Here is a 24,470-nt window from a genome sequence, read left to right as displayed (position 1 = left end):
TTTTATTCCTCCCTGATTAACACGTCGATAATATTTTTTAAATCCTCGCCTGAAATGTCGACAGGCTTAGCATAGTCAAGGATATCGGTTAGCTTTTTCTCAATTTCCATCAATCGGGTTTCGCGCAAAAGCTCCATGTTCTGGGGTGCAACAAAAGAACCTTTACCCATCATATTAATGGTAAATCCTTCAGCTTCGAGGCTATCATAGGCTTTTCGTGTCGTAATCACGCTGACATTCAAATCCTTTGCCAAGCCTCTGACAGAAGGCAGAATATCGCCCTCTTTTAATTCCCCAGCCAGGATAGCGGATTTAATTTGGTTCATAATCTGCTCGTAAATCGGTACTTCGGCAGAATTTATAATAATGATGTTCAATCTCCGATCACCTCCAGAGTTGGATAGTGTGCATGCACTATAAGCACAGTTTAGTCGATGATCATATTAATGTCAAGAGGTTAAAAACCAGAGCACGCAAATTAAGTAGCTGTAGGCGTTCATTGAATGTGCTAAATAGCATGCTTCTCTTGTAAAATATCATCAAATATAATATTATGCATGCATGGGCATAAAAAGTTAGGGTGTTCGATTCATAGTGTGATTGTGAGGGAAAAAATGGAACCAGTAAATACATTAAAGGAAATGAATCAACTGATTCATAAAAATGACATGTTGCTGGTTTATTTTGGCAGCAACACCTGCGGCGTGTCGGGATCTTCAGCCCATAATTGAGGTAATGATTAACCGCTATCCAAATATTCGGGCGGTTAAGGTTGACGTCCAAACCTTGTTGGAATTTACGGCCAGTTATTCGAGCAGCTGGTGGCCTGGCTCAACTTATACTAACCAGATCAACGAAAGGATAATGAGGAGCAAAAAATGAAGATTCGACATACGCAAATTGAAGATATCCCGGGGATTGAAGAAATTTACAGCCATGCCCGCACCATGATGGCCGCGATGGGCAATCCCCATCAATGGGTTGATGGTTATCCCCAACCAAGCCTGATTGAAGATGACATCAAAAAGCAGATCAGTTATGTCTGTGAAGTTGACGGTCGGATCGAGGCGGTGTTTGTGCTGCTACGGGAAGGCGATCCTGACTATAACCGGATTTTTGACGGACAGTGGCGAAATGATGACCCGTACGTTGCCATCCATCGGGTGGCCAGTGCCGGCAATGTAGCCGGACTAACCAGGGCGATTTTTGACTGGTGCGAAAAAATCTGTCCCAATATCCGGATTGATACCCATCGGGACAATCGGATCATGCAACGTGTCCTCACTAAGAATGGTTTTACTTATTGCGGTCTGATTTATCTCAAGAGTGGGGCTGAACGGCTGGCCTATCAACGTGTCGGCAAGAAGTGAGATCGGTAGGGAGCGTCGCCACCAGGCCTACTTCAGGCACCAAGGCCAGGAACGCTTAACGCTTGCCAGGAGCCGGCTGGTCATGGGGGAGTGCGTCACGGTCGGCAAAGACTTTTTTGGCAACTGCAACGGCGTTTAAAACTTTCGGAAATCCGGTGTAGGGGATACATTGAATAAAGGCTTCAATAATTTTCTCTGGTAGAATCCCGACATTTAAGGCACCATTAATATGTACGTCCAGCTGAGGTTCACAGCCGCCAGCGGTCAGCAGGCTGGTGATGGTGATCAGTTCCCGTTCCGCAAGGGTCAGCCCCGGCCGGGGGTAGATATCGCCAAAGGCGAATTCGATAATGTAATTGCCCAGGTCGGGCGCGATTGTTTTAAGTGATTCGATCACTTTTTCGCCGCCAACTCCATCAATTTTTCTTAACTGCTCGATGCCAATTTGATAACGTGTTTGATCCATTGTAATTACCTCCAAAATTCTTTATACTATCAGTATAGTGCTTAGACTATGCTCTAAGTCAACCCTCTTTTTGAAAGGTTTTATTATGATTATCAGCGAAATGGCCCAACTGACCAAGATCAGTGAATATACCCTGCGATATTATGAAAAGAAGGAATTGATTACCGTTTCCCGTGATGCCCGGGGTCGACGTAATTATGATGAAAACGATATTGAATGGATTCGTTTCATAAAACGACTAAAAGAGACCGGGATGCCGTTGCGAGAGATTAAAAAATATTCCGATTTGAGAGCCGAGGGCGATCAGACCATCCCCGAACGACTGGCGATGCTTGAAGCCCACCGCTTATTCGTTGTTGCGGAACAGCAAAAATGGGCTCAAAATCTTTGTAACCTTGATGCAAAAATAGAGTATTATGCTACAATACCGTTAACAACTGATAAAACAAAATTTTAGATTTAAAAAGGAGAAAGTTATGAAGTTTTCATGGGTAACAGTCACCGTCAAAGATATGGATGAATCGATCCGGTTTTATACCGATATTGTGGGATTGACGGTGGACAGCCGCAGGCTGGCCGGGCCAGATCTTGAACTGGCTTTTTTAGGGGATGGCGAAACCAAGTTGGAACTGATTTACAATAAGACCATCCCGGCGACAAGCATTGACGCCAACATTTCGCTGGGATTTGAAGTCAGTTCACTGGAGCAAACGATGGCAGAATTAGAAGAAAAAGGTATCCAGCACAGCGTTCCGTTTCAGCCCGCACCGCAGATCAGGTACCTCTTTATCAGCGACCCCAATGGGCTTAAGATTCAGCTGCTGGAGCACCTGTAAAATACCTCAAAAGAACCGGTTGACTATTATAAAGTCTCAAAGCTTAGTGTTATCTCTAGTGGCGAACCGGGCAGCATATCTTCACCCTGGGAACTGGTGCCACCGGAGCTGGAAGTTTACAAAGAAAGAGGACACCGCAGACTGGCGGCAAGAACCTATGATACGAAGTGTCGCAGTTGTATATGGGGGTGTAGAATGCCAGTTGAGATTATTGTCGATAATTGGAATCCGAGAGGGCTAAGAAAGTATCGGTTTGAGGCTTTCTGTTATGGTCCTTTAAGTTGCAAGCTGCATAAGTCTGGACCTAACCGTAAGGTGGAAGGTCGGAATGGTATGGTGTACGTAGAGGAAGATTGGGTAGACCAGATGGCAGTAGAGCATCGCGGAGAAGATGAGTAGATCGGTGATAATAATTTGATGGCAGCTCAAATAATAATCGGCCTTGATGCCTGGCACACTTAACCAATTTGAAAGGTCTTACCAGTGGTAAGAAAGGTAAATAACAATGAAAATAGAAATTTGGTCAGATTATAGTTGTCCTTTTTGTTATATTGGGGAAAGAAAGCTTGCCTTAGCCCTTGAGAAAACAGGCATAACAGAAGACGTTGAGATCGTCTTTTACTCGTTTGAATTAGATCCGAACGCAAAGAAGAGCTATGAAGAGAACATTAATCAATTGCTCGCTAAGAAATATGGGATGAGCATCGAACAAGCAATAGCCGCTAATAATAATATTATCAATGTTGCAAAAGAAGTTGACCTGGAATTCAATTTTGACAAATTGCAGCCGACCAATACCTTTGATGCCCATCGTTTGTCACATTATGCCAAGGAGAAAGGCAAGTTGATGGCATATACAGAAGCTGTGATGAAAGGCTATTTTACCGATTCAGTAAACATTTCAGATTTTGACGTGTTAACTACAATTGCAGGTGAAGTGGGATTAGATAAAACAGAAGCACTACGCATTTTAGAATCATCAGCCTTTGCAAAAGAAGTCAGACAAGATCAGTCGAATGCACATTCGCGCCAAATAAATGGTGTGCCATACTTCTTGTTTAATGGAAAAGAGGTCATAAATGGAGCACAATCAGTTGATACTTTTGTGGCCGTAATTGAAGAATTGAAATAAGTTTAAAAGCGGTTTTAAAGATCGTCAATCTAACAATAATCTCTGGCAGTCGTTTCCGGCCGGATTTTTGACGGGCAGCTCGGTCAGACTTTTACTAATTGCTAAAATACACAGAAAGCGTCCCTGTCCTAAATGTAGCGAATAGACCTTGAACAAAATCAGGGATTAAGAAAAGCTAGCCGGAGAACAGAAGGTCATCTTTGTTTTACCAAGATGAGGGATTAAGAATTTGTAAAGAGGGAAGTTAAGCGAATGAAATCCAGAAAAGTAAAGACTTGTCTGATCGTGCTGCTCATTCTAATTTTTGGTTTATCAACGTCGGGAATAGCAGCATTGGAAAAGAGCGAAACAGATCTTGATGCTCAGAATTTTCAACAAAAAACAGACCCGGAGCTGCTGGAGATGATCGCATGGAAGGGTGCTATTGCCAATAAAGAGACGGGTGAATCCATTGAATTCAACTCGCAAGAGGATAAAGATCTGGTGACTCAAAGCACAGAACCCCAACTCGTTTATTTCAATGATGGTACCGGAGAGAAACATTATTATCAGGATATCATTGTCAGTTTGCCCAAAAATGTTGATCAAAGTGGTTCTGGCACCGAAATCAGCAGTCCCAGAACAGATGAAGATGATGTGATTTCGGTGGTGCTGGGGATGCGCTATGCTACGGGAGACTTTGGAATTTATCGAGTTGTTCGGATCGACGGCGTTTATGTTGATTGGGAAATAACAGATCCAACTGTTCGCCTGCAAGATGTAGAATTAGGATACCGGATTAGCAATGGCATTGGGGTGGAAAATGGTGCCGTCAATGAGCTGGTACTATGGGATCTTGAAACAGCATCCAATTCCTACGAAACAGAACGAATTGCTCCTAGTCCATGGTTCCTTCGGACGAAAGACTTTGTTCATTGTCGGACCATTTTCTCGGGAAATTTGATCAATGAAAACGGCGATTCCCGGTCGATAGTATTGGAATACGATTATAGTAATTAAGGAGTGCGAAAATGACGATCAGTATGGTACAACGTAAAAAGAAAATAATGCAGTGGAGTTATACGTTATTAATTTGGGTGATCCCATTTTTATACCTGACCCTGTTCCCTTATCTTTTAAACTACACAAAATATTTAGCCCGGGATGAAATCTCCTTTGGTCCCAATGCCAGCAATTTTTATCAGAATTTATCGGTTTTTATTCTACCCATCGTGTTTAATGTGTTTATTGGTGCGGGCATCTTTATTTTGGGATCCGGCATTAAAAACGATAGCGGTAAGGCGATCCGTGTCGGTTGTATTCTGGGCGTGGTTTATTCATTTTTGATTCTGTTTAGTTATCTTATTTACTTTAATATTAACCTGCCGCTAATATATCAAATCTTTCGGTTGGGAATGTACACCGGGCCAGGGAATCCCAGTTTTATTCTGGTATTCTATGGGTTCTTGCTTTATCGGATTGTAAAAAAAGATCGGCCTGACAAATCAGTCAGTGACGTTGGAAATTGACATGCCAGGCGCACTTAACTTAAGATCATCCGGCTGCATGACAGCCTGATAATAAATTTATAGGAGGAAGACAATGGCATTTGAAGAAAGAAGTTTCAAATCATTTAACGAAAAGGATACAATCCAGGCTTGGATTTATAAGCCAATTCGCAAACCCCGGGGGATTGTTCAAATTGTCCACGGTTTTGGGGAACATTCACGACGCTATCTGCATATGATTCTCAAGCTGAACGAGGCCGGGTTTGTGGTTGCGGCAGATGATCATGTGGGACATGGTAAAACCGCCGCTCAATCGGGAAACTGGAGTGACTGGGGAAATAAAGGCTATCTGACCATGGCAGAAGATGAACACAGCCTGCGCCAATTGGTCCAGGCAGACTATCCCGAACTGCCTTATTTTATGTATGGTCATAGCATGGGCTCGATGATTGCTCGATCTTATGCGACAATTTATGGGGAAGGCATTGATGGTTTGCTGCTCTGCGGAACCTCGTCGATTTTTCCGAAGACTCAGGAGTTGGCGGCAGCGCTGCAAAAGTGTATTGATGAAGGTAAAGGCGAAGAAGTCGATCCGAGCTACTTAGGCGTTCTTTTTGAATGGATGACTGACCGCATCACTAATCCCCTGACCCCCAATGATTGGATCGCTGGCGATCCGGATATCGTTGCCGACCATGCCAGTGATCCCTTCAACAATTTCACCAGTCCGCCGAATATCCGCTCAACCTACGATTTTATCATGATGATTGATAGCATTATCGGAACCCAATGGGCCGAGAAAGTTCCGGCTGCCATTCCGGTTTATAATATTGCCGGTGATCAGGACCCTGTCGGTCTTTACGGAGAAGGTGTCTATGCGGTGTCAAACTGGCTGGCAGATACCGGAAATCAGGTCAAGACAAAGATTTATTCCGGCTATCGTCATGAAATCCACAATTATCGGGATATTCGTGACGCGGTCGAAGACGGCATGATCGACTTCATCAATGCGATCATTGCGACGAAGGAAAGCTGATTTACACGGCAGAAGTGTGATTGTGAGGGAATAAGATGTTTATAATCCACGGTACCAGCCATACTTAACTTAGTTGAAAGGTCTTACCTTTGGTAAGCATGACGAGGTAAAACGGGCAATATTATATAGCTTCAATAGTATCAGGTAATGACCACAACAATCTTAATTCAATTAAGTATCCAATGGAAAGGAAACCGTAAATATGACTCAACAAACCAACAAAACCGATTTTGATTTACTACTGGCGATGCGCCATGATAATGGTGCGGATTTTTGGGCAACTCCGGATGGTCGTCTCGGCATTGAAAAACCAATCAGCACCTTGACAGCTTTGATGATCATCAGTGAATTAAATATTAGTGAAGATTCTGAGGCGTTGCGAGGGGCTGCGGATTTGGTGCTGGCAGCAATCAGGGAAGATGGTCGGGTGCGGATTGCGCCAAAAGCTGCCATCTATCCCTGTCATACAGCACATGCGGCAGCAGCCCTTTGTCGTAATGGTTATGCCGAAGACAAAAGGGTTCAGTCGATCTTTACCTGGCTCTTAGCGAATCGATTTAAAGATGGCGGATGGCGGTGTAATAAATTCATTTATGGTCGGGGTCCGGAAACGGAATTTTCAAATCCCAATGTTACACTTCTGGCCTTGGATGCCTTTCGATTTTCAAAAAAATATCTGGACAGCAAAGAACTGGACGACGCGGTAGAAACCCTTCTTGATCATTGGACTGTAAAAACACCAGTGGGTCCCTGTCATTATGGAATGGGAAGTCTGTTTATGCAGGTTGAATATCCATTTTTAAGGTATAATCTTTTTTATTATACTTATGTGCTGTCTTTTTACCCAAAGGCCCAACAAGATCAACGGTTTAAAGCAGCGTTTGAAGCACTTAGCCAAAAACTGGATGATCAACAGATGTTGAAAGTCGAACATCCTAACCGAAAAATCAGTCATTTTAGGTTCTGTCAAAAAGGATGTCCTTCTGAATCCGCCACCAGCAGATACGGTGAAATCGTCAAAAACATAACCATCAGACCGGTTTAAATTATTGGTGAAAAGATGTCGGTTCAAGGAAGTATGCATGTTTAAACAAATTAAAAATCATGGGCTCATTATGACAATTTTAAAAACGATATACCTGGCTGGTATCGTTGAGATTGATAAAAAGAGACAAGCTTTGACAGATTCAGGTCCAATGTCTAGAATTATCCGATCAAAATATCAGGACAAGCCACTGTTTTTTATGGTTGAACGAATGATTTCTTTCATTGTCGAGATGCCAGCGTCTTTATGAACATAATTTGCGGCTCCCAGTTCAAGGCACTCTTTGATTTCGTCAAGATCACTAATTGATGAAATCATAATAATGATGAAATCTGGATTCAGATCGAGTAAAATTTCGATCAGTTCTGTTCCAGAGTGACCAGGCATGTTGATATCGAGAAAAATGAGGTCAGGGTAGCTTGTCGTGTCAAGATCAGCTAAAAGTTCATCGCCACTGGCATATTCCTTCACAACAGACAGATTAAGCTCCTGGCAGATATTATGAAGAATTTTTCTTGAAAAAATACTATCATCAGCAATAGTGCATGTTAATTTTTGAATGTCCATTCAGATTATCTCCTTTTAAACACGATCATTCTGGTTGATTGAACGATTACTGTCGATATCACATTCAGTATTACAATTTTTTTTTCGAATTGATGATACCGGAAACTCGCCCTGAAACAGAATACCAATGCGAACCAAAAAAGCTCCTAATAAGATATAGCCCATTAATGATTGAACAAGAATGACAATATGTCCAATATAAGAAGTAGGATTCGCATTAATCTCACCAAAACCAAGGCCTGTCATGACAATGACTGAAAAATAGAAAGACCTAATTAAAACAAGAAAATGATTGCTTGACTGATTAATAACCAGATCATTAGTAAAGTGTGGGAAAATAGTATAGATTAGAGCAAAACCCAAAGTAGTTGCCAGAAACACTAAAATTAAACGAATCGTTGATGAACCATAATCGGTAATCCACCAGAAAAACTTGACTACCGGATTGATGATGGAATTACCTAAACTTTTTAAAAGTTTGAAAAAATTAACTATGGGGTTATGTTTGAATGTTTTTATATAGTCTGCGGTTGCAAGTCTTTTTTCTTCATACCAGTTTTCCCACCAGATACGGCGGATGTTACATTGGAAGCTTGACAATAAGACTGGCTCGATTCTACAACTGCTTAGCCCAACACCGGTAAAATTAGTTTTCCGATCATAATAGCAATCCCAAAATATTGTTTCGCCATCGACGGAAATGGCAGAGAAATCAGTATCATACATCTGTACATTTTTCATATCACATCCGAAAAAATCAGAATAGGTAAACGAACTGCCGGTTAAGCAAGTGTCATAAAATGAAACATGAAGGAAATTGGCATAATCTGCTTGAGTATGAGCCATGTAGCTTTGATGTATTTTACTTTTAGAAAAGTTTGCGTAACGTAAGTCACAATGATTAAAACGGGTTGTGACAAAATTACCATCGGTCAGGGTGGCCTGAACCATACTGCATTCCTCGAAGGTTGCGCCAAATGCTTGAACCTTATCGATTTGACACGAATCAAAGACGCAGTTTTTAAAGACTGATTCGGAAAAGTTGGCATCACAAAAAGAAATCTTGCGAAAGTTAAATCCGGTCAATTCAATAGAGGTGAGTACTTTGTGATCAAAATTTATTGACAATTTTCTGTTTCTCCGGCGGAAAGTGTTCCAATCATTGCTTTTATTCTGTTCGATACAGTCAAGCAAATATAAAAAAATATCAAATTCATTATTTTGATCCATAAAGATGACCTCGCTATTCGTATGATTCTTGGAAGGTTTGCTCTCCTATTTTTAAGGAGAGTACTTAATAAATACCCTGGATCCAGATGAATAACCAAGAAGGGAAAATTTTGTTAAAAATCTGACGCAAATTTTAAAATACGCTGCAAATTCATAGATTATAAGGTTTGAATTTATATAATAAGATAAAAAAATATAAGCGGATTAGTTTTGTCAGCGAAATTGACGGACAGATTAAGGTGATGTTCGCACTACTTTCGCAAGGAATTTTGACCGCGATCGGGTTTACACGTTAATTGACAAATTCTTAAGAGAAGAAGCTTAATTGTAGAAAGAAGGTATCAATTGAAATTAATAAAACGGATTATTATTTGGCTCATCGTGGCTATAATTCTAACCGGTTTACCAATTGGAGTGGTCGCAGCCAGTCAAGGCATCCAAAGTTATAGTCAAGTCAATGATTTAGATTATGATGCTAAGATTGATGACCAAATCGTTATCATTTATCAGAATGAAGGCACGATTAAGGATCTGGGGCTGACGACGAATCAGATTGAAGCCGGCGAAAAACTAAATGATCGGGTTGATATTATCAAGGTCAAGGATGGAAGTCAGGCTGATGCGCTGGTTTTAGAGCTTTTAAAGAATCCCCATGTGCTGGCTGCTCAAAAAAATGCTTACCTCAAATTAACGAGCGTACCAAATGATCCAATGTTATCCGAAGCCTGGCAATTTGAAGCGGTCGGCGCCGATAAGACCTGGGATCAGGTTAACAATAAAGAGTCAGTCGTCGTCGCGGTCCTTGATACCGGTCTTAATACCAAACACCCGGATATCATCGGCAAGTCTGTCGACGGTTATGATTATGTCACAGGACAAACGGCGACGATCGATGAGGTTGGCCATGGCACTGCGATCAGTGGCTGTATTGCGGCGATTGCCAATAATGAGATTGGCATCACCGGAGTGGCCGGCATCGCGAATATTAAAATCGCTCCATACCGGGTTGGGGGTGAAACGGTCGATGATTACGAGGTCAATCTGGGTTATGCTTGTGCCGCCCTTTATCATGCGGCCAATCGCCCCGAGGTGCGGGCGATCAATATGAGCTTTGCGGGATATGAGGTGTCGCCGGTTCTGGAGACGGCCATCGCTTATGCGGCCAGTGCGGGTAAGATTTTAGTGGCGGCTTCCGGAAATGATGGCGCCGTTCCAGAAAAAGCTGGGAAAATTACGATACCTTCTGCCTATGACGGGGTCATTTCGGTCGGTGCCACGGATCGTGACAATGTGATTGGCGATTTTTCCCAGTATAACGAAAGGGTTGATCTGTGTGCACCAGGTGTTGAGACCACGACTCTGTGGGCTCAGGATGATTATATCACGGAGTCCGGGACATCCCTTTCATGTCCTGTTGTAACGGGTGCCTGTGCGGTTCTGGTGGCAGCGGATGCAACGCTTTCGGCAGCTGAGGTCGAGGCGGTGTTAAAAGAAACGGCCATCGACCTGGGTGTAAACGGTCGTGACGATCACTATGGTTATGGTTTGATTCAACTGGATCAAGCTCTGGCCCAGGTCATATCGAAAGATCCCGTGGTGAGCACCGCCTATCGTACCCATGTTCAAAATGACGGCTGGCAGGCGCTGGTGAACAATGGTCAAATCAGCGGCAGCGAGGGTGAAGCCCTGCGCTTAGAAGCCATTGAACTGAACGCCAGTGCCAGCAACTATGATATTGGTGTTCGTTATCAAACCCATGTTCAGAATCTAGGCTGGCAGGATTTTGTGGAAAATGGAGCTTTAAGCGGTACGACGGGGGAATCGCTGCGCCTGGAAGCCATTAAGATAGAGTTAACCGGGGCGGATGCCGATCTTTTTGATGTTTACTATCAGGTCCATGTCCAGGATATCGGTTGGATGGATTGGGCAAAGAATGGAGAGCCAGCCGGAACCGAAGGTTTTGGATACCGCCTGGAAGGGATTAAGGTTCAAGTGGGATTAAAATGATCGAAGAACTCAAGTTATTGTTGTCTAAAAACGACGTGGATTTTGAAATATTGGCAAATAAAAAGCCCATTTTAACCGTTGCTGATGCAAAGGGTGTTTATCGGATTGAGGAAACAGCACCGACAATAATTATCAAAAGTGAAAAAGGGTATTTCGCTTTGCTTTTATCAGGTGACCGCGGCCGGATCGATTTCAAACAGATCAAGAAAATGCTGGGCTGCAAGAATGTACGGATGGCAAACCTGGAAGAGGTTCGCGAAACAACTGGCTTTGATGCGGGAAATGTACCCATGGTAGGCCATCACCTGCCATGTCTGCTTGATCGTCATTTGTTGTGCTATTCCTATGTTTACGGTGGCTGCGGTGATGCCGACTACACGTTAAAAATGAACCCAAATGATCTCTTCAAGATCATTGATATTGTGGTAGAGATTGACGATTAGATAGCGATGCCTGAATATCTATAATAGCTAGATTGGATAAGTACCAAGTCAACTTGCTTGCGGTAGTTTACCGAAATAGGGGCTTGCAGGAAAAGGTTACCATCGCAATTATTTGCGAATGGTTTTACGATCATTTAAAGTGTTTAACAACTCACAGGTGTCAATCCTGTGAGTTGTTTTTTAGCAAAATATCTGTTAAAATCTTTCCCTCCACGCGATTAAATGTTACAATAAATCAATTCAACCGGTTAGGTGGAAGCCAACCAGTATCGTCGCCGCTATAGGTAATCGATCCACTTGGACATAGGTTACCGCATCCATGACATTGATCAACGCAGCCATCTGGATAAATGACATGAGCTGAAGGAGCCTTCTGGGTATCATATACATCATGGCTACATTTTTCGGTGCAACTACCGCAACTAATACAAGAATCATAATCAATAACCGGGTACCATTGTTTTGCCATATAAACTCTCCTCATATTCAAGATTCACTTAATATTAAACTACAAAAACACCTAAAAATCAATCAGAAGCCTCTTAGGGAGTGGATCTTTCATTATTCGAATGATTTTTTTATTATCTGATAAGGAAGAATAATGTAGATTCAATTCAAAGTTCAGTCAATCGATAAGCTGTGACCCTGGTATCTCTTGTCTTAAAAACAGTGCCATGACTTTTCACAAAAAATAATTTTTAAAAAAAGGAGATGAAATGAAAAAAATCAAAGCAATTCAAAGAATAGTCCTGTTTATGGCACTATTATTGGTGGTTAGTTTAACCGGTTGTGCGAATTCAAATGCCGGAAAAACGGTTAAGCCGAGTGTGTCTGAGGACTATTATGGTGCCATTAATTATGACCTGCTAGGGGAAAAGACGATTCCGCCAACCGAAGGATCGTGGTCCTTCTTCTATGAATTGGGCGAAAAAACATCAGTCCAGCTTCAGGAGATAGTCACCGAATTGTCAAATAGCAAAGAAACCTATCCCAAGGGCAGCAGTGAACAAAAAATAAGTGATTTATACGACTGTGCTATTGATCTGGACGATCGCAACGCTCGGGGTCTGACCGTCGTTACGCCCTATCTTGAGCAGATTGAATCGGCCCGGAATATGGAAGAATATCTGGATGGACTAATCGCATTATCAGCAATCGGCCAGTCCAGCTTGATTAATTTTGGTTATTATCAGGATGACATGAATTCGGATACAATGATGGTTGGATTCGAGTCGATGGATGATTTAATTGGCAAAGAATACATGGAAAACGATTCAATGCAGGAGTATTGCGACGCCTACAAAGAGTACATCCAGGATATGTTAGTTCTTGGCGGTGAAGAAAAAGAGGCAGCCGGGACAAATGCCGAAGCAGTGTATGTCTTTGCCAGTACGGTGGCCGCACAGGCCTTGGCACCGGAGGAGTTTTATAATCCGGATCGCTACTATAATGTCTATAGCTATGAGCAGCTACTGGCCCTTTACGGTAATATCAATATGCAAAAGTATCTCGAGGCTCAGGGGCTTTCTCGTGAGGATCACTACGTTGTTTTTGAAGTGGATGCAATAAAACAGATCAATGCGATGTTTACCGAAGAAAACCTGCCGGTACTGAAGGAGTATACAAAATTTGTCGTATTAAATGATCTGGCCGATTATGCACCGGTTGATTATCGGGATCTTAAGCTCAATATGGAAATGAAACTGGATGGCTCTACTGAGAAAAAAACCGACGAGCGGTTGGCCTTTGATGAGGTGGAAACGTTTCTTCAGTGGGAATTCGGAAAGATCTATGTAGAGAAGTACTTTGATGAAAAATCCAAGCAGGATGTTAAAACCATGGTTGCAACGCTCATCGAAGAGTACAAAGAAATCATCAACAGTCAGGATTGGATGAGCCCGGAGACAAAACAAAAAGCCATCCTGAAGCTGGATACCATGGATTTAAAAATTGGTTATCCGGATCAGTGGAGTACCATCGGCGATTATCTCCAGGTGACTGCACTAGCAGAAGGTGGTAGTTATCTGTCAAATGTGATTGAACTTCGGAAGGCGAACAGGCAATTTGACTATGATGAATATAAAAAGGGCGTCAATCGGGAGCAATGGTATATGACACCCCAGGAAGTCAATGCTTATTACAATCCGGCCAATAATGAAATCGTCTTTCCAGCGGCCATCTTGCAGGCACCATTTTTTGATAAAAATCAAAGTAATGGTAAAAATCTTGGTGGGATCGGTGCCGTCATTGCCCATGAAATCAGTCATGCTTTTGATAAAAGCGGATCTTTATATGATGAAAAGGGCAATTACAATATCTGGTGGACGGACGCAGAATATCAAAACTATGACACCTTGTCACAAAAAATCATTGATTACTACGGTAACTATACCATTTCTACCGGAGATGCTGTTGATGGCACCCTGACCCTGTCAGAAAATATTGCTGATCTGGGGGCCTTGTCCACGGTCACAGCGGTGGCCAAAAAACAGGGTGAATCGCTTGAAGATGTTTATACCAACTGGGCAACGATCTGGGCAATACTCACGACTCAGGATCTCGAGAAGAATTATTTGCTGAGCGATGTGCATGCACCGTCACCAGTACGCGTCAATGCGGTGCTCAGTTCAATCGATGTATTTTATGACATCTATGGGATTAAAGAAGGTGATAAAATGTATGTCGCTCCAGATAAACGGGTGGCGATCTGGCAGACAAAAGCAACGAAGTGATTTTGCTCTGCACGAATGAGGCAAATCATAAAAAAAGAATCAATTTCTCGTATGGTTTTGATAATATTTCTATAAGTGAATCGTAATATAAAACTGACAAAACCAACACCAGTGGACAGCAGGTCAGGCAATTACCCTTAAGATATTGGTTTAAAATGAACCACAGGGAGGCTGTAAATGGAAAATAAAATAACAAAAAGAACGGATCTGTTGGATCGGAAAGGGCATGTAATCAAGCCCGGCTATGCTACGAAAATGCTATATAACTATAACAAAGAGAATATTAAAGCCCATCCCTTCGCACTGAAGGAATGGGACTTTTATCAAATCTATTGCGGTGATTACATTCTTAAAATGACCATTGGCAACATTTCATATATAGCTAATTTTTCGGCTGAACTTTTTAATGTGACAACAAAGGAGAGTTACTCATTTTCAAGAATGAAGCCCTTGCCGCTTAAAAGCATTGTACTGCCAAATGACCCGGAGCAGCCGAGTCTTATTCGGGTTGAAGGTAAAGACTACACCATGAGCTTTGAAGTGCAGAAGACGCATCGGCAGCTAAAGCTGACGGCCAAGGACGATAAAATTGGGGCCATTAATATCGATATTGTCCTAAACAACGACATCACTAATGAAAAAATGGTGATTGCGACACCCTTTGCTAAAAAGACAAAATTTTATTTAAACTATAAAGAAAATTATTTTGGCGGAAAAGGGATCATCGCGTTTGGCCAGCGACGGATTGAACTTGATGAGAATAGCACCGCAGTCCTTGATTGGGGCAGAGGGGTGTGGCCTTTTTCACAAGAATGGTTTTGGGGCAACGGTTCAGCCATTATTGAAGGCAACCACTTTGGATTTAATATTGGCTGGGGATTTGGTGATTTAAAAAACGCTTCGGAGAATATGTTTTTCTGGAACGGGAAAGCTTATAAATTAGGCAGACTTCATACTGAAATTGACACGACGGATTATATGAAACCCTGGAAATTTCGTGATGAAGAGGGAAAATTTCAGTTTGTGATGACACCAATTTACGATCAGGTGACGGATACTAAAGTTGCATTTATTCAAATGTACTGTCATCAGTTATTCGGATCTTTTGACGGATTTGTGATGTTGCCAGACGGTAAAAAAGTTATCATAAATAATCTGTTGGCATTTTGTGAACATGCAAAAAACAGATGGTAGATAAGCAAAAAAGAAGGTGACAGAATGCTGCTGATAGTGCTTGGCTTAACTTAACGTAGGGGTTTAACTATTAATTTAGAAAGTAATTTTTTAGAGACGTTTTGTTTGTCATATTCCATGTTGCACAATTGGAATTGACATTCAAAACGTCTCGCTATTATTGCTTGTTTTTTACCAAATTATTTAGTTCAGCAGCTTTCTTTTTAGCATCGAACCTTGCGTACACATAGAAAGCAATGGTGTGAAGCACAAGAGAAAGGATCAGCATGCCGGGAATCCACGGAGCAATAAAATAAAACATTTCAAAAGAGAAAAGCCAAACAGCGGTCAAGCCCCCTGCAATATTCAAAAAAGAAGTAATTAAAATATTGGTGATTGGTTTTAAGGTCAGGTAGTTCCACAAACCACTGTAGACTATACCAAATAAAAGTGCGACAATTGTGGAAATCCCGATTAAGTTCCAAAGATAACTCAATGCGATGGTTTGGCCATTAAAGAAAATGGTGAGAAGCAGTGTGATCCAGACCGAGGTAACGGCAAATACCTGAAAGAACGATTGTTTTAAATTTTTGATCATGATAGAGCCCTCCTAAAGTTTTGAATGTAATGCCGGCTTATAAAATAAGTGGAACCGTCGCTTAAACTTACTTCAATTCTGGCATTTGTTGTGGGTGCAAATTGCTTTACTTCTTTAATATTGATGATTGTCTGATTGTTGATCCGGATAAAACCATTGTTAATAAAATCTGCCTCCGCATATTTTAGCCGTTTAGCGTATAAATACATCTCACCGGTCGTTAGTCGTAAATTACACATGCGTTCCTCTGATTCGACAATCAGAATGGCTTGAATCGGCACTTGGATATTCCGGTTATTTAGTGTATTAACTGCGGTGATGAATTTTTCGTTTTTTTGGATAGCCGTCTCAATTTGTTGTTTTATCCCTGGCTCCTTTGGATGCGTAAAAATAAGTGCCGTTTCGGCAGCAATGTTGGTATCAGTTTTAAATATCAGTTTCATTCGTTTCCCTCCTACAATTTATATACTAAAGCATTTTTTTATCAAAAACCAGTTTTTTTCGTTTTGATGCAATATTGGTTTAGTTTCTTGCAGAGCGTGTAAATTCCCCCCCGCACTTAGCTTAATCCGTTTTTGGGGCAAAATAAAACAGGCGATATGAGCATGCCTCATATCACCTGTCACCTAAAAGGTTACAGCTTAAACAAATCGGTGCTGAGATACTTTTCGCCACGGTCCGGGAAGATCACCACAATCAGACCGGAATCAATTTTTTTAGCCACTTCGGTAGCGGCATACATCGCCGCACCACTGCTCATGCCGACAAAGATGCCTTCTTTTTTGACAATTTGACGGGCAAAATCAAAGGCGATCTCCGATTCAACCATGATATGTAAATCAATCTCATCGGGTTGATAGATGGCCGGAACAATAGCTTCTTCCATGTTTTTAAGACCCTGGATGTAATGACCAAGCACCGGCTGGGCTTCTACAATTTTCACATCCGGATTGTGCCGACGAAGTCCCATGCCAACGCCCATAATGGTGCCGGAGGTCCCTAAAGAGGAAACAAAGTGGGTAACCTTGCCTTGCGTCTGTTCCCAGATTTCCTCGGCTGTGGTGGAATAGTGGGCGAGCTTGTTATAGTGATTGCTGAATTGATCCGGATTAAAATAACGCTCCGGATAGGCGGCAACTAATTCCCGCACCTTACGAATTGCACCATCGGTTCCTTCGGTCGGTGAGGTCAGCGTGACGGTCGCACCAAAGGCTTGAATCATTTTACGGCGTTCAATCGAGACCGCTTCGCTCATGACGATTTCCAGCTGATAGCCCTTGACGGCAGCGATCATCGCCAAACCAATCCCGGTATTTCCACTGGTCGGTTCGATAATGATCATGTCTTTGGTTAAGACACCTTCGGCTTCAGCCTGCTCAACCATTTTAAGGGCAATCCGATCCTTAATACTGCCAGTTGGATTAAAACCTTCGAATTTCGCCAGGATTTCCACATTAGGGTTAGGATTTAAATGATTAATCCGAACCATCGGGGTATTACCGATGGTTTCTAAAATATTATTATAAATAAGTTTCTGCAATTGAGTAGTCCTTTCTATTGATAGAATCAGTGCATAACTTATTATAGTACAAAAATAAAGTGAAATACAATCATTTTCAGAACCGTTTGAGTAAAACGAATTGGACAGGTAGATCTGAGCGTGCTTAAAATTTAGTTGCACTTAAATTAGCTGATTGATTAATTTTTACTAATATGTTATGATAACGTTAACAAAACCTGATCAGAAGCGAATACAAAAATGACTTGGTTGCTCATTTTTAGATTACGAGGAGGTAATGAGATGTTTCAGGGCGGTTATATGGGAAAAGTGTTGCGAGTAAACCTCACAACAAAAACAGTATCGGTTGAAGATTTGCCGGAAAAGATTGCCAGAGATTATATTGGCGGCGCCGGCTTTGGGGTGAAATACCTTTTTGATGAGGTTCCGGGTGAGGTGGATCCCCTGGGGCCCGATAACAAGCTGATTTTTGCGCCAGGTCCTTTGAGCGGGACCTCGGCACCCTGTGCCAGCCGAATCGCGGTAACGACCAAATCCCCTTTGACTGGGGCAGTGGGAATGTCTTTGTCTGGGGGTTATTTTCCAGTTGAACTGAAATTTGCCGGCTACGACGTGCTAATCATTGAGGGAAAATCAGAAACCCCGGTTTATCTTCATATTAAGGACGATAAGGTGTCGATAAAAAATGCCGAAAAAATTTGGGGGATGGATACGCAGATCACTCAGACGATCATCAAGCAGGATGTGAATGATCAGAACACTCGGATTGCCTGTATTGGCCAAGCCGGTGAAAATCTGTCGAAGATGGCGGCGATTATTAATGAGCGCCGGGCCTTTGGTCGTAAAGGCGTGGGCGCGGTGATGGGCTCAAAGAATCTAAAGGCCATCGCCATAAGGGGAACTCAGGAGGTGCCCATTGCCGACCCTGAAGCCTTCGCGGCGGCCCGTAAGTTCATGTTGGGGGCCATGAAAGAAAGTCCGGTTTTGTATCCCGAGTTTTCGAAGCTGGGGACCCCAATGGTAGTGGATGCGACCTCTGCCATGGGGATGTTTCCATCTGAAAACTTTCGGACCACCGGCGAAAAAGATTATTCGACTTCCATTGGAGTCGAAGCCAGCACAAGCCGTAACAAGGGCAACGAACATTGTTATGGTTGTCCAGTAGGTTGTACCCAGCTGAAACTGGCCAAGGGTAAACGTTATGAAGGTGGCATGTCGGATCCTGAATACGAAACCTATTACAGCCTTGGCGGTGTGGTCGGGGTAGAAAACGTCGATAGCATTATTTACAATGATATGATATGCGACAAGTATGGCTTAGATACCATGTCAGTGGGGGTCACCATTGCCTTAGCCATGGAGCTTTTTGAGCGCGGATTACTCAGTGAGAAAGACACGCAAGGGTTTGATTTACGCTTTGGAAATCATGAGGTAGTGACTCAGTTGATTGAAGAAATTGCCTTCCGACGAGAAGGACTTGGAGAGCTGCTTTGCGATGGCTCACGGGTTATGGCACAAAAAATTGGCGGCGACGCCAGTGATTTTGCCATGCATATCAAAGGATTGGAGTTGCCAGCCTATGATCCCCGGGGTGCTAAGGCTCATGGTCTGAATTTTGCCACCAGTTATACGGGAGCCGACCATAATCGGGGTTATGCCTTTCAGGAGATATTTGGGATTCCGGTACCTCAGGCCTATGATCGATTTGCCGTGGTTGGCAAGGGTTGGCTGACCAAATGGAATCAGGATATCCGCTGTGCCACCACTGATTGCCCCACCATGTGTGGCTTCTTGATGGATATGGCACTGCCGGCCATTGCTGAGCAAAACACTGCTGATCTTGTCAGCAGTGCCAGCGGTCTCGTCCTGACTAAAGAAGATGTCGGCAAGGTTGGGGAGCGGGTCAATAACCTGGCTCGAGTCTATAACATTTCAGCCGGTTTTACCCGGGCGGATGATAACTTTCCCAAACGAATCATGGAAGAAGCCATCAAAGAAGGCGGCTCCAAAGGACAATTGATACCCGAAGCTGATCTGGAAATCATGCTCAACGAATATTATGATGCCAGAAATTGGAGCCAAGACGGGGTGCCGACTCGAGAAAAATTAGTCGAACTTGATCTGCCTGAAGCTGTAACCCTGCTAGAAAAACGAAATATGTTATAAAAAAGAATGATTGGAAAAAATGATTGCGATACACATTACCACCATCATGGGTTTAAAAGCTCTGATGGGTGAAAAAAAAGACCAGACCATCGTGCTTTCAGAGGGTGATACGGTTCGGGATGCCCTGAATCAACTTTGTAACAGCTATGGCCCAGCATTAAATAAACGACTTTTTGATGACACCGGAGCGCTTAATCCGGGGATTGCTGTTTTTGTAAATGGCTGTGTGATCCATGCCTTAGCTGGGCTTGATAGCAGCTTGAAAAATGATGATACGGTATTAATTTTTCCGCCGGTGGGCGGCGGATAAGCGAAAAAGAGGTCAGCTTGCTGATCTCTTTTTTTAGTTAGTACATGATTAGAACCTCAGCAAAGCAATAACACTTTCTCAGAAGCGCGTTTTTTAACTGAGAAATCATAACAATCACGATAAGATTTTTATCTTATTGCTGCTTAAATTATTCTTATCGGGTAAAATAATAGAAAGTGAAATCAGAAAAATGGTTATCCATGAGACAATGAAAGGCAGAAAACGATGAAAAATGAAAATATTAAAACCTTAAAGTACTTCTTGAAAGACGATATTCGACAGGAAACTGATTTTAAAAGGACCGATCAGAACATGGGCGTCCCAGCCCCGCCGATTGAAAAACCATGTCCATTGGATGCAAAGAAAATACCTTTAATTAAGCCTGAAGCGGTTAAGATCGGTGAAGTGTCTTTAAAGACAGCCATTTTACGCCGAGAATCACGGCGTAGATTTAGCAATGAAGCCTTGTCCATTGACGAATTGTCATTTCTTCTCTGGGCCACCCAGGGAGTTCGCAAGTGGCAACAGAAAAATGCTCTGAGAACCGTTCCCTCAGCGGGAAATCGTCATGCCCTGGAAACCTATCTGGCGGTATTTAATGTGGACGGCCTGGAAACGGGAATCTATCGGTACTTGCCGTCCCAGCACCAATTAGTTCTAGAATCATCACCGGATCATCTCAAAGAAAGGATGACAGAGGCGGCATTAAATCAAAAATTTGCCGGATCAAGTGCCGTTACCTTTATCTGGACAACCATTTCCTATCGGATGGAATGGCGCTATGCTGAGGCCTCATACAAGGTAATAGCTTTGGATGCCGGACATATCTGTCAAAACCTCTATCTCGCTTGCGAAGCCATTGGTGCCGGAACCTGTGCCATCGCAGCTTACAATCAGCAAGCTGCCGATCGCCTCCTTAGTATAGATGGCGAAGATGAGTTCGTCGTTTATATGGCACCAGTTGGGAAAGTTTGATGATGGTATACAAGATCCGCTTCTTATGCAGTTTTGGTCTCCTTCTAGCATCGACGATATGTTATAATTAATGAGTAATATTTTTGAGATTGAGATTGTGGGGGAATAAATGGAACAGGTAAATACAGTAATAGAAATGAATCAACTGATTAAGACAAACGACATGTTGCTGGCATATTTTGGCAGTAACACTTGTGGCGTGTGTCGTGACCTGCAGCCAAAAATTAATGCGATGATTGATCGCTATCCAAACATTCGGGCGGTTAAGGTTGATGTGCAAAACTTGTCGGAATTATCGGCTAGTTTTCACATCTTTTCAGCTCCGGTTGTGATGTTGTTCATTCAAGGTAAAGAAACAGTAAGAGAAGCTGGTATTATTAGTCTGAACAGTCTCGAAGAAAAAATCTCCAGATACTATCAGCTTTTTTATTTGGAGGCGACGCAATCGTAGGATAAAAGATCGGTGACTGTTTGATAAACGATGGTTTTGTTATTAAAAAGAAGGCATCTCTTTTACCGAAGTAAACACTTTAACTAGGGTTATTAACACAACCAAATTTTGCAACTAGGATTGAAAAAACCGGGTATTTAAGTTAAACTTAACTAGTAAAGTGAATCAACGCAGAAACTGGAGACAAAATGGAAATCAGCAATAAAATAAAATGTAATATTAAAGATACCGCCCTGATCTTCGAAGGTGGGGGAATGCGTGCCAGCTATACCGCTGGATTTTTGAATAATCTATTGGAAAACCATCTTTATTTCGACTATGTTGCTGGAATATCGGCTGGCTCAAGCCATAGTGTTAATTATTTATCCCGGGATCCTGAAAGAGCTCGACGCTCTTTTGTGGAAATCGCCCAAGATCCTAATTTTGGTGGCTGGAAGTCCTTTTTAAAAGGTGATGGATTTTTCAGATCCCAATATCTTTACGAAGAAACATCTCTACCTGGCGGGGTTCTGCCGCTGGATTTTGAAACCTTTATGGAGAATCCCGCCCAATTGCGAATAGGAATGTTTGAACGCAGTTTAGGAAAAGTTATTTATTATACCAAGGATGATATTAAAGATATCAAAGATCTAATGAAAATTGTTCGGGCATCCTCCTCACTGCCAATTTTTATGCCACCAACCCATTATGACGGTCAGTCCTTTGTTGACGGCGGATTGGGTGGAGGCATTGCCCTGGATATTGCAAAACAAGACGGATATCAGAAATTCTTTGTTGTGTTAACGCGGGAAAAAGGTTATCGAAAATCCTCGATTAGGTTTAAGCGATCCATCAAAGCTTATTATCATAACTATCCCAAGGTGGCTCGGGCGATGCTACGCCGCCATGTGATTTATAACAAGACCTTAGATGAATTGGAAGCCCTGGAGCGCAAAGGACAGGCTTTTCTGGTTTATCCGGAGACCATGCCAGTGTCAAACCGCGAGATTGACTTTGAGAAACTTTTCCAAAGCTATCAGCTCGGCTATGCACAGGGAAAACGGGATGTTCCGGAATGGAAACACTTTCTAAAAATTGACTAAAAATCTCAACGCGCTTTTATAAAATAGGAAAGCTAAGTTATTTCATTTTAAAAGAACACCAGGACTCTTGTCTTGACGATTTGATTAAGATACAATGAAATCAAGTTTATCTTTCAATTATAAATAAGGAGTTCTTACCTTGAACAATATTACAAAAGATACAAAAAAAACAATTATATATATCACCGGAGTATTTTTTGTCCTCAGTTTGGTGTATTTTTTGATCACTCTGGTAATCCAGATTAATATCGACACCGTTCAAAAAAATGAAATTATGACACAGGAAGAACAGCTGGTCGATGTGGAGAAAACCATTGTCGCTAATAAGGTCAATCGGCTGGTAACTGATCTGTTGTACGTCACCGATGCCTTGAAACTGGGCGATAACGCCCGCGGTGATTATACCGATGTTGAAGATCACTGGTTGGCTTTTTCAAACCGCAAAATGATCTATGATCAGATTCGCTTTATTGACGTGGATGGCAATGAAGTGATTCGGGTAAATTATGCCGATACCGGTGCCACTCTCGTTGACAGTGATGATCTCCAGAACAAGGCAGACCGCTATTATTTTACCGAAACGATTGATCTGGATGATAATCAGATCTATGTCTCAAAACTCGACTTAAACATGGAAAATAATCAGATTGTGCAGCCTATTAAACCGATGATTCGCTTGGCAACACCATATTATGACACGAACGGCCAACTTGAAGGAATCGTTGTGCTGAATTATTCTGCCGTTGATATGCTAAGTCAAGTGGGAAAAATTTCTTCCACCAGTCAGGGCAATATTTTTATGCTCAATGCTGATGGGTATTGGCTTTATAATAGTGGTGATGATAGCAAAGCCTGGTCATTTATGTATGATAATCGACAAGATGAAAGCTTTAAGAACGATTTTCCCGATATCTGGCAGACTATTCAGACAAAAGAAAACGGTTCTCAGATTTCCGATGCAGGCGTCTTCAATTATACGAAAATTCTGACGGATGATGAACTTGCATTAGAAAGCGACCATTCTCTGGTTTTGGGATTGGGGGATTGGACCATTATTTCGTATATTTCGCCGGATACAGAGGACGGCAAGCTGTTAACAGGTAGTCTGTTTGATACCGTCCTACTGGTCTTAAAAAATAATCTCTTTGCTTATTTTATGATTTTCACACTGGCCTTGTTTTTAGGGGTGCTGTTGACCATCAGTAAGGCGAAAAATGATGAAATTAAGTACTATTCTGAATATGACACCATGACCGGGATCTATAACCGCCGAACCGGCTTCGAAAAATTAGCGCAGCTATATAAAAATACTGAGAAAAACAAAAGCGAAATTTCAGTCTGCTTTATCGACATCAATGGTCTCAAGGATGTCAATGATTATCTGGGACATGATGTTGGTGATGAACTGATCTTAACCATCACTAATGGTATCAGGAATATGATTCGGGAAAATGATTTCGTGGCCAGATTGGGTGGCGATGAGTTTCTGATCATCTTTGAAGGCTTGGATGAATCCGGGGCTGAAGCGATCTGGCAACGCATTGTGGAAGAATTTGAGCACATCAATGAGACGCAAAACCGTCGCTATCAAATCAGTGCCAGCCATGGGATTGAAACCTTCAGTGGTGGCACCAATGAATACATTGACACCATTATCAACCAAGCCGATGCAAAAATGTATCGTGAGAAAAAAAGCATCAAAAAGGGTTTGAAGATTATCCGGGACTTTAAACCCGGCGCCGAAATTGAGCCAGTAATTAAGAACTAAATAAGTATGATTGACTGACCTCGTCTATTGTAATATGATAGCCAATAAGTAAAATAAATCAAAAAGTGTTGCAACAT

At 42.2% G+C, this 24,470-nt stretch carries 26 protein-coding genes; 18 read left to right on the top strand and 8 right to left on the bottom strand.

The genetic code is table 11. The annotated features are described in order from the left end of the window. Positions 1 to 2 precede the first annotated feature (2 nt). Positions 3 to 377 (bottom strand): GntR family transcriptional regulator, encoded by a 375-nt coding sequence (locus ACIZ62_RS10120; RefSeq protein ID WP_414150080.1) that lies wholly within the window; start codon positions 375 to 377, stop codon positions 3 to 5. 501 nt (positions 378 to 878) lie between these two features. Between ACIZ62_RS10120 and ACIZ62_RS10115 the strand changes: the two genes are divergently transcribed. After that, the gene (locus tag ACIZ62_RS10115; RefSeq protein WP_414150079.1) at positions 879 to 1,370 is read left to right on the top strand and encodes a GNAT family N-acetyltransferase; all 492 of its coding nucleotides are present in this window, start codon (positions 879 to 881) and stop codon (positions 1,368 to 1,370) included. 55 nt (positions 1,371 to 1,425) lie between these two features. Here the strand turns inward: ACIZ62_RS10115 and ACIZ62_RS10110 are convergent, their stop codons facing one another. Then, positions 1,426 to 1,836: a carboxymuconolactone decarboxylase family protein gene (locus ACIZ62_RS10110; protein ID WP_414150078.1), complete on the bottom strand. Its 411-nt coding sequence runs from the start codon at positions 1,834 to 1,836 to the stop codon at positions 1,426 to 1,428. Positions 1,837 to 1,921: 85 nt separating this feature from the next. Between ACIZ62_RS10110 and ACIZ62_RS10105 the strand changes: the two genes are divergently transcribed. The 7 genes from ACIZ62_RS10105 (at position 1,922) to ACIZ62_RS10075 (ending at position 7,372) form a co-directional block, all read left to right on the top strand. Then, positions 1,922 to 2,293, top strand: coding sequence for a MerR family transcriptional regulator (locus ACIZ62_RS10105; RefSeq protein WP_111886757.1), 372 nt, complete (start codon positions 1,922 to 1,924; stop codon positions 2,291 to 2,293). 19 nt (positions 2,294 to 2,312) lie between these two features. After that, entirely contained in the window at positions 2,313 to 2,672 is a 360-nt protein-coding gene (locus ACIZ62_RS10100; RefSeq protein WP_414150077.1) for a VOC family protein, read from the top strand. Between the two features lie 505 nt (positions 2,673 to 3,177). Continuing rightward, positions 3,178 to 3,804, top strand: coding sequence for a DsbA family oxidoreductase (locus ACIZ62_RS10095; RefSeq protein ID WP_111886785.1), 627 nt, complete (start codon positions 3,178 to 3,180; stop codon positions 3,802 to 3,804). Between the two features lie 252 nt (positions 3,805 to 4,056). Further along, positions 4,057 to 4,803, top strand: coding sequence for a hypothetical protein (locus tag ACIZ62_RS10090; protein ID WP_414150076.1), 747 nt, complete (start codon positions 4,057 to 4,059; stop codon positions 4,801 to 4,803). Between the two features lie 11 nt (positions 4,804 to 4,814). Continuing rightward, complete coding sequence (locus ACIZ62_RS10085) at positions 4,815 to 5,312, top strand: hypothetical protein (RefSeq protein WP_414150075.1); 498 nt, start codon at positions 4,815 to 4,817, stop codon at positions 5,310 to 5,312. 73 nt (positions 5,313 to 5,385) lie between these two features. Beyond that, on the top strand, positions 5,386 to 6,327 hold the full coding sequence (locus ACIZ62_RS10080) for an alpha/beta fold hydrolase (RefSeq protein WP_414150074.1): 942 nt from the start codon (positions 5,386 to 5,388) through the stop codon (positions 6,325 to 6,327). A 202-nt stretch (positions 6,328 to 6,529) separates the two neighbouring features. Then, entirely contained in the window at positions 6,530 to 7,372 is an 843-nt protein-coding gene (locus tag ACIZ62_RS10075; protein ID WP_111886789.1) for a prenyltransferase, read from the top strand. 177 nt (positions 7,373 to 7,549) lie between these two features. Here ACIZ62_RS10075 and ACIZ62_RS10070 read toward each other — a convergent pair whose 3' ends face one another. Both ACIZ62_RS10070 and ACIZ62_RS10065 read right to left on the bottom strand, forming a co-directional pair. Continuing rightward, the gene (locus ACIZ62_RS10070; RefSeq protein WP_111886790.1) at positions 7,550 to 7,939 is read right to left on the bottom strand and encodes a response regulator; all 390 of its coding nucleotides are present in this window, start codon (positions 7,937 to 7,939) and stop codon (positions 7,550 to 7,552) included. Positions 7,940 to 7,954: 15 nt separating this feature from the next. Beyond that, complete coding sequence (locus ACIZ62_RS10065; protein WP_414150073.1) at positions 7,955 to 9,169, bottom strand: pentapeptide repeat-containing protein; 1,215 nt, start codon at positions 9,167 to 9,169, stop codon at positions 7,955 to 7,957. 345 nt (positions 9,170 to 9,514) lie between these two features. Between ACIZ62_RS10065 and ACIZ62_RS10060 the strand changes: the two genes are divergently transcribed. Next, positions 9,515 to 11,176 carry a S8 family serine peptidase gene (locus ACIZ62_RS10060; RefSeq protein WP_414150072.1) on the top strand — a complete coding sequence of 554 codons (1,662 nt, stop codon included), beginning with the start codon at positions 9,515 to 9,517 and terminating at the stop codon, positions 11,174 to 11,176. Next, entirely contained in the window at positions 11,173 to 11,619 is a 447-nt protein-coding gene (locus tag ACIZ62_RS10055; RefSeq protein WP_414150071.1) for an aminoacyl-tRNA deacylase, read from the top strand. The genes ACIZ62_RS10060 and ACIZ62_RS10055 overlap by 4 nt, the downstream gene beginning before the upstream one ends. 235 nt (positions 11,620 to 11,854) lie before the next feature. Here ACIZ62_RS10055 and ACIZ62_RS10050 read toward each other — a convergent pair whose 3' ends face one another. Next, positions 11,855 to 12,088 (bottom strand): ferredoxin family protein, encoded by a 234-nt coding sequence (locus tag ACIZ62_RS10050; protein WP_414150070.1) that lies wholly within the window; start codon positions 12,086 to 12,088, stop codon positions 11,855 to 11,857. A gap of 247 nt (positions 12,089 to 12,335) precedes the next feature. Here ACIZ62_RS10050 and ACIZ62_RS10045 point away from each other — a divergent pair, with 247 nt between their 5' ends. Continuing rightward, the gene (locus ACIZ62_RS10045; protein WP_414150069.1) at positions 12,336 to 14,351 is read left to right on the top strand and encodes a M13-type metalloendopeptidase; all 2,016 of its coding nucleotides are present in this window, start codon (positions 12,336 to 12,338) and stop codon (positions 14,349 to 14,351) included. Between the two features lie 177 nt (positions 14,352 to 14,528). Further along, positions 14,529 to 15,545 (top strand): DUF2804 domain-containing protein, encoded by a 1,017-nt coding sequence (locus ACIZ62_RS10040; protein ID WP_414150068.1) that lies wholly within the window; start codon positions 14,529 to 14,531, stop codon positions 15,543 to 15,545. Positions 15,546 to 15,702: 157 nt separating this feature from the next. On the opposite strand, the gene ACIZ62_RS10035 is transcribed toward ACIZ62_RS10040, so the two are convergent. From ACIZ62_RS10035 to ACIZ62_RS10025, 3 genes are all read right to left on the bottom strand, one after another. Continuing rightward, the gene (locus ACIZ62_RS10035) at positions 15,703 to 16,122 is read right to left on the bottom strand and encodes a hypothetical protein (RefSeq protein ID WP_414150067.1); all 420 of its coding nucleotides are present in this window, start codon (positions 16,120 to 16,122) and stop codon (positions 15,703 to 15,705) included. Next, the gene (locus ACIZ62_RS10030; RefSeq protein ID WP_414150066.1) at positions 16,119 to 16,565 is read right to left on the bottom strand and encodes a LytTR family DNA-binding domain-containing protein; all 447 of its coding nucleotides are present in this window, start codon (positions 16,563 to 16,565) and stop codon (positions 16,119 to 16,121) included. Before ACIZ62_RS10030 ends, ACIZ62_RS10035 begins: the two co-directional genes overlap by 4 nt. A 191-nt stretch (positions 16,566 to 16,756) precedes the next feature. After that, the gene (locus tag ACIZ62_RS10025) at positions 16,757 to 17,650 is read right to left on the bottom strand and encodes a PLP-dependent cysteine synthase family protein (RefSeq protein ID WP_111889657.1); all 894 of its coding nucleotides are present in this window, start codon (positions 17,648 to 17,650) and stop codon (positions 16,757 to 16,759) included. A 273-nt stretch (positions 17,651 to 17,923) separates the two neighbouring features. Between ACIZ62_RS10025 and ACIZ62_RS10020 the strand changes: the two genes are divergently transcribed. The 6 genes from ACIZ62_RS10020 (at position 17,924) to ACIZ62_RS09995 (ending at position 24,393) form a co-directional block, all read left to right on the top strand. Next, a complete protein-coding gene (locus ACIZ62_RS10020) occupies positions 17,924 to 19,807 on the top strand; it encodes an aldehyde ferredoxin oxidoreductase family protein (protein ID WP_414150065.1) in 1,884 nt (627 codons plus the stop codon). Between the two features lie 19 nt (positions 19,808 to 19,826). Further along, positions 19,827 to 20,117, top strand: coding sequence for a ubiquitin-like small modifier protein 1 (locus ACIZ62_RS10015; protein WP_414150064.1), 291 nt, complete (start codon positions 19,827 to 19,829; stop codon positions 20,115 to 20,117). 225 nt (positions 20,118 to 20,342) lie between these two features. Beyond that, a complete protein-coding gene (locus ACIZ62_RS10010; RefSeq protein WP_414150063.1) occupies positions 20,343 to 21,092 on the top strand; it encodes a SagB/ThcOx family dehydrogenase in 750 nt (249 codons plus the stop codon). A gap of 109 nt (positions 21,093 to 21,201) precedes the next feature. After that, positions 21,202 to 21,543, top strand: a complete 342-nt coding sequence (locus tag ACIZ62_RS10005; RefSeq protein WP_111886801.1) for a thioredoxin family protein — start codon at positions 21,202 to 21,204, stop codon at positions 21,541 to 21,543. A 188-nt stretch (positions 21,544 to 21,731) separates the two neighbouring features. Next, a complete protein-coding gene (locus ACIZ62_RS10000) occupies positions 21,732 to 22,625 on the top strand; it encodes a patatin-like phospholipase family protein (RefSeq protein ID WP_414150062.1) in 894 nt (297 codons plus the stop codon). Between the two features lie 139 nt (positions 22,626 to 22,764). After that, positions 22,765 to 24,393, top strand: coding sequence for a diguanylate cyclase domain-containing protein (locus ACIZ62_RS09995; protein ID WP_414150061.1), 1,629 nt, complete (start codon positions 22,765 to 22,767; stop codon positions 24,391 to 24,393). Positions 24,394 to 24,470 lie beyond the last annotated feature (77 nt).

This window comes from Acetobacterium carbinolicum, assembly GCF_047456275.1.
Taxonomy (GTDB): Bacteria; Bacillota; Clostridia; order Eubacteriales; family Eubacteriaceae; genus Acetobacterium; species Acetobacterium carbinolicum.
Note: the sequence above shows the minus strand (reverse complement) of the source record. Positions and strands in the feature narration are given on the sequence as shown.

Excerpts from the sequence above, each read along its gene's own strand:
- ACIZ62_RS10095 (WP_111886785.1), top strand. The coding sequence starts at position 3,178 with ATGAAAATAGAAATTTGGTCAGATTATAGTTGTCCTTTTTGTTATATT.
- ACIZ62_RS10105 (WP_111886757.1), top strand. The coding sequence starts at position 1,922 with ATGATTATCAGCGAAATGGCCCAACTGACCAAGATCAGTGAATATACC.
- ACIZ62_RS10110 (WP_414150078.1), bottom strand. The coding sequence starts at position 1,836 with ATGGATCAAACACGTTATCAAATTGGCATCGAGCAGTTAAGAAAAATT.
- ACIZ62_RS10040 (WP_414150068.1), top strand. The coding sequence starts at position 14,529 with ATGGAAAATAAAATAACAAAAAGAACGGATCTGTTGGATCGGAAAGGG.
- ACIZ62_RS10035 (WP_414150067.1), bottom strand. The coding sequence starts at position 16,122 with ATGATCAAAAATTTAAAACAATCGTTCTTTCAGGTATTTGCCGTTACC.
- ACIZ62_RS10020 (WP_414150065.1), top strand. The coding sequence starts at position 17,924 with ATGTTTCAGGGCGGTTATATGGGAAAAGTGTTGCGAGTAAACCTCACA.
- ACIZ62_RS10050 (WP_414150070.1), bottom strand. The coding sequence starts at position 12,088 with ATGGCAAAACAATGGTACCCGGTTATTGATTATGATTCTTGTATTAGT.
- ACIZ62_RS10045 (WP_414150069.1), top strand. The coding sequence starts at position 12,336 with ATGAAAAAAATCAAAGCAATTCAAAGAATAGTCCTGTTTATGGCACTA.
- ACIZ62_RS10065 (WP_414150073.1), bottom strand. The coding sequence starts at position 9,169 with ATGGATCAAAATAATGAATTTGATATTTTTTTATATTTGCTTGACTGT.
- ACIZ62_RS10005 (WP_111886801.1), top strand. The coding sequence starts at position 21,202 with ATGGAACAGGTAAATACAGTAATAGAAATGAATCAACTGATTAAGACA.
- ACIZ62_RS10010 (WP_414150063.1), top strand. The coding sequence starts at position 20,343 with ATGAAAAATGAAAATATTAAAACCTTAAAGTACTTCTTGAAAGACGAT.
- ACIZ62_RS10085 (WP_414150075.1), top strand. The coding sequence starts at position 4,815 with ATGACGATCAGTATGGTACAACGTAAAAAGAAAATAATGCAGTGGAGT.
- ACIZ62_RS10030 (WP_414150066.1), bottom strand. The coding sequence starts at position 16,565 with ATGAAACTGATATTTAAAACTGATACCAACATTGCTGCCGAAACGGCA.
- ACIZ62_RS10015 (WP_414150064.1), top strand. The coding sequence starts at position 19,827 with ATGATTGCGATACACATTACCACCATCATGGGTTTAAAAGCTCTGATG.
- ACIZ62_RS10115 (WP_414150079.1), top strand. The coding sequence starts at position 879 with ATGAAGATTCGACATACGCAAATTGAAGATATCCCGGGGATTGAAGAA.
- ACIZ62_RS10080 (WP_414150074.1), top strand. The coding sequence starts at position 5,386 with ATGGCATTTGAAGAAAGAAGTTTCAAATCATTTAACGAAAAGGATACA.
- ACIZ62_RS10070 (WP_111886790.1), bottom strand. The coding sequence starts at position 7,939 with ATGGACATTCAAAAATTAACATGCACTATTGCTGATGATAGTATTTTT.
- ACIZ62_RS10055 (WP_414150071.1), top strand. The coding sequence starts at position 11,173 with ATGATCGAAGAACTCAAGTTATTGTTGTCTAAAAACGACGTGGATTTT.
- ACIZ62_RS10100 (WP_414150077.1), top strand. The coding sequence starts at position 2,313 with ATGAAGTTTTCATGGGTAACAGTCACCGTCAAAGATATGGATGAATCG.
- ACIZ62_RS10090 (WP_414150076.1), top strand. The coding sequence starts at position 4,057 with ATGAAATCCAGAAAAGTAAAGACTTGTCTGATCGTGCTGCTCATTCTA.
- ACIZ62_RS10000 (WP_414150062.1), top strand. The coding sequence starts at position 21,732 with ATGGAAATCAGCAATAAAATAAAATGTAATATTAAAGATACCGCCCTG.
- ACIZ62_RS10075 (WP_111886789.1), top strand. The coding sequence starts at position 6,530 with ATGACTCAACAAACCAACAAAACCGATTTTGATTTACTACTGGCGATG.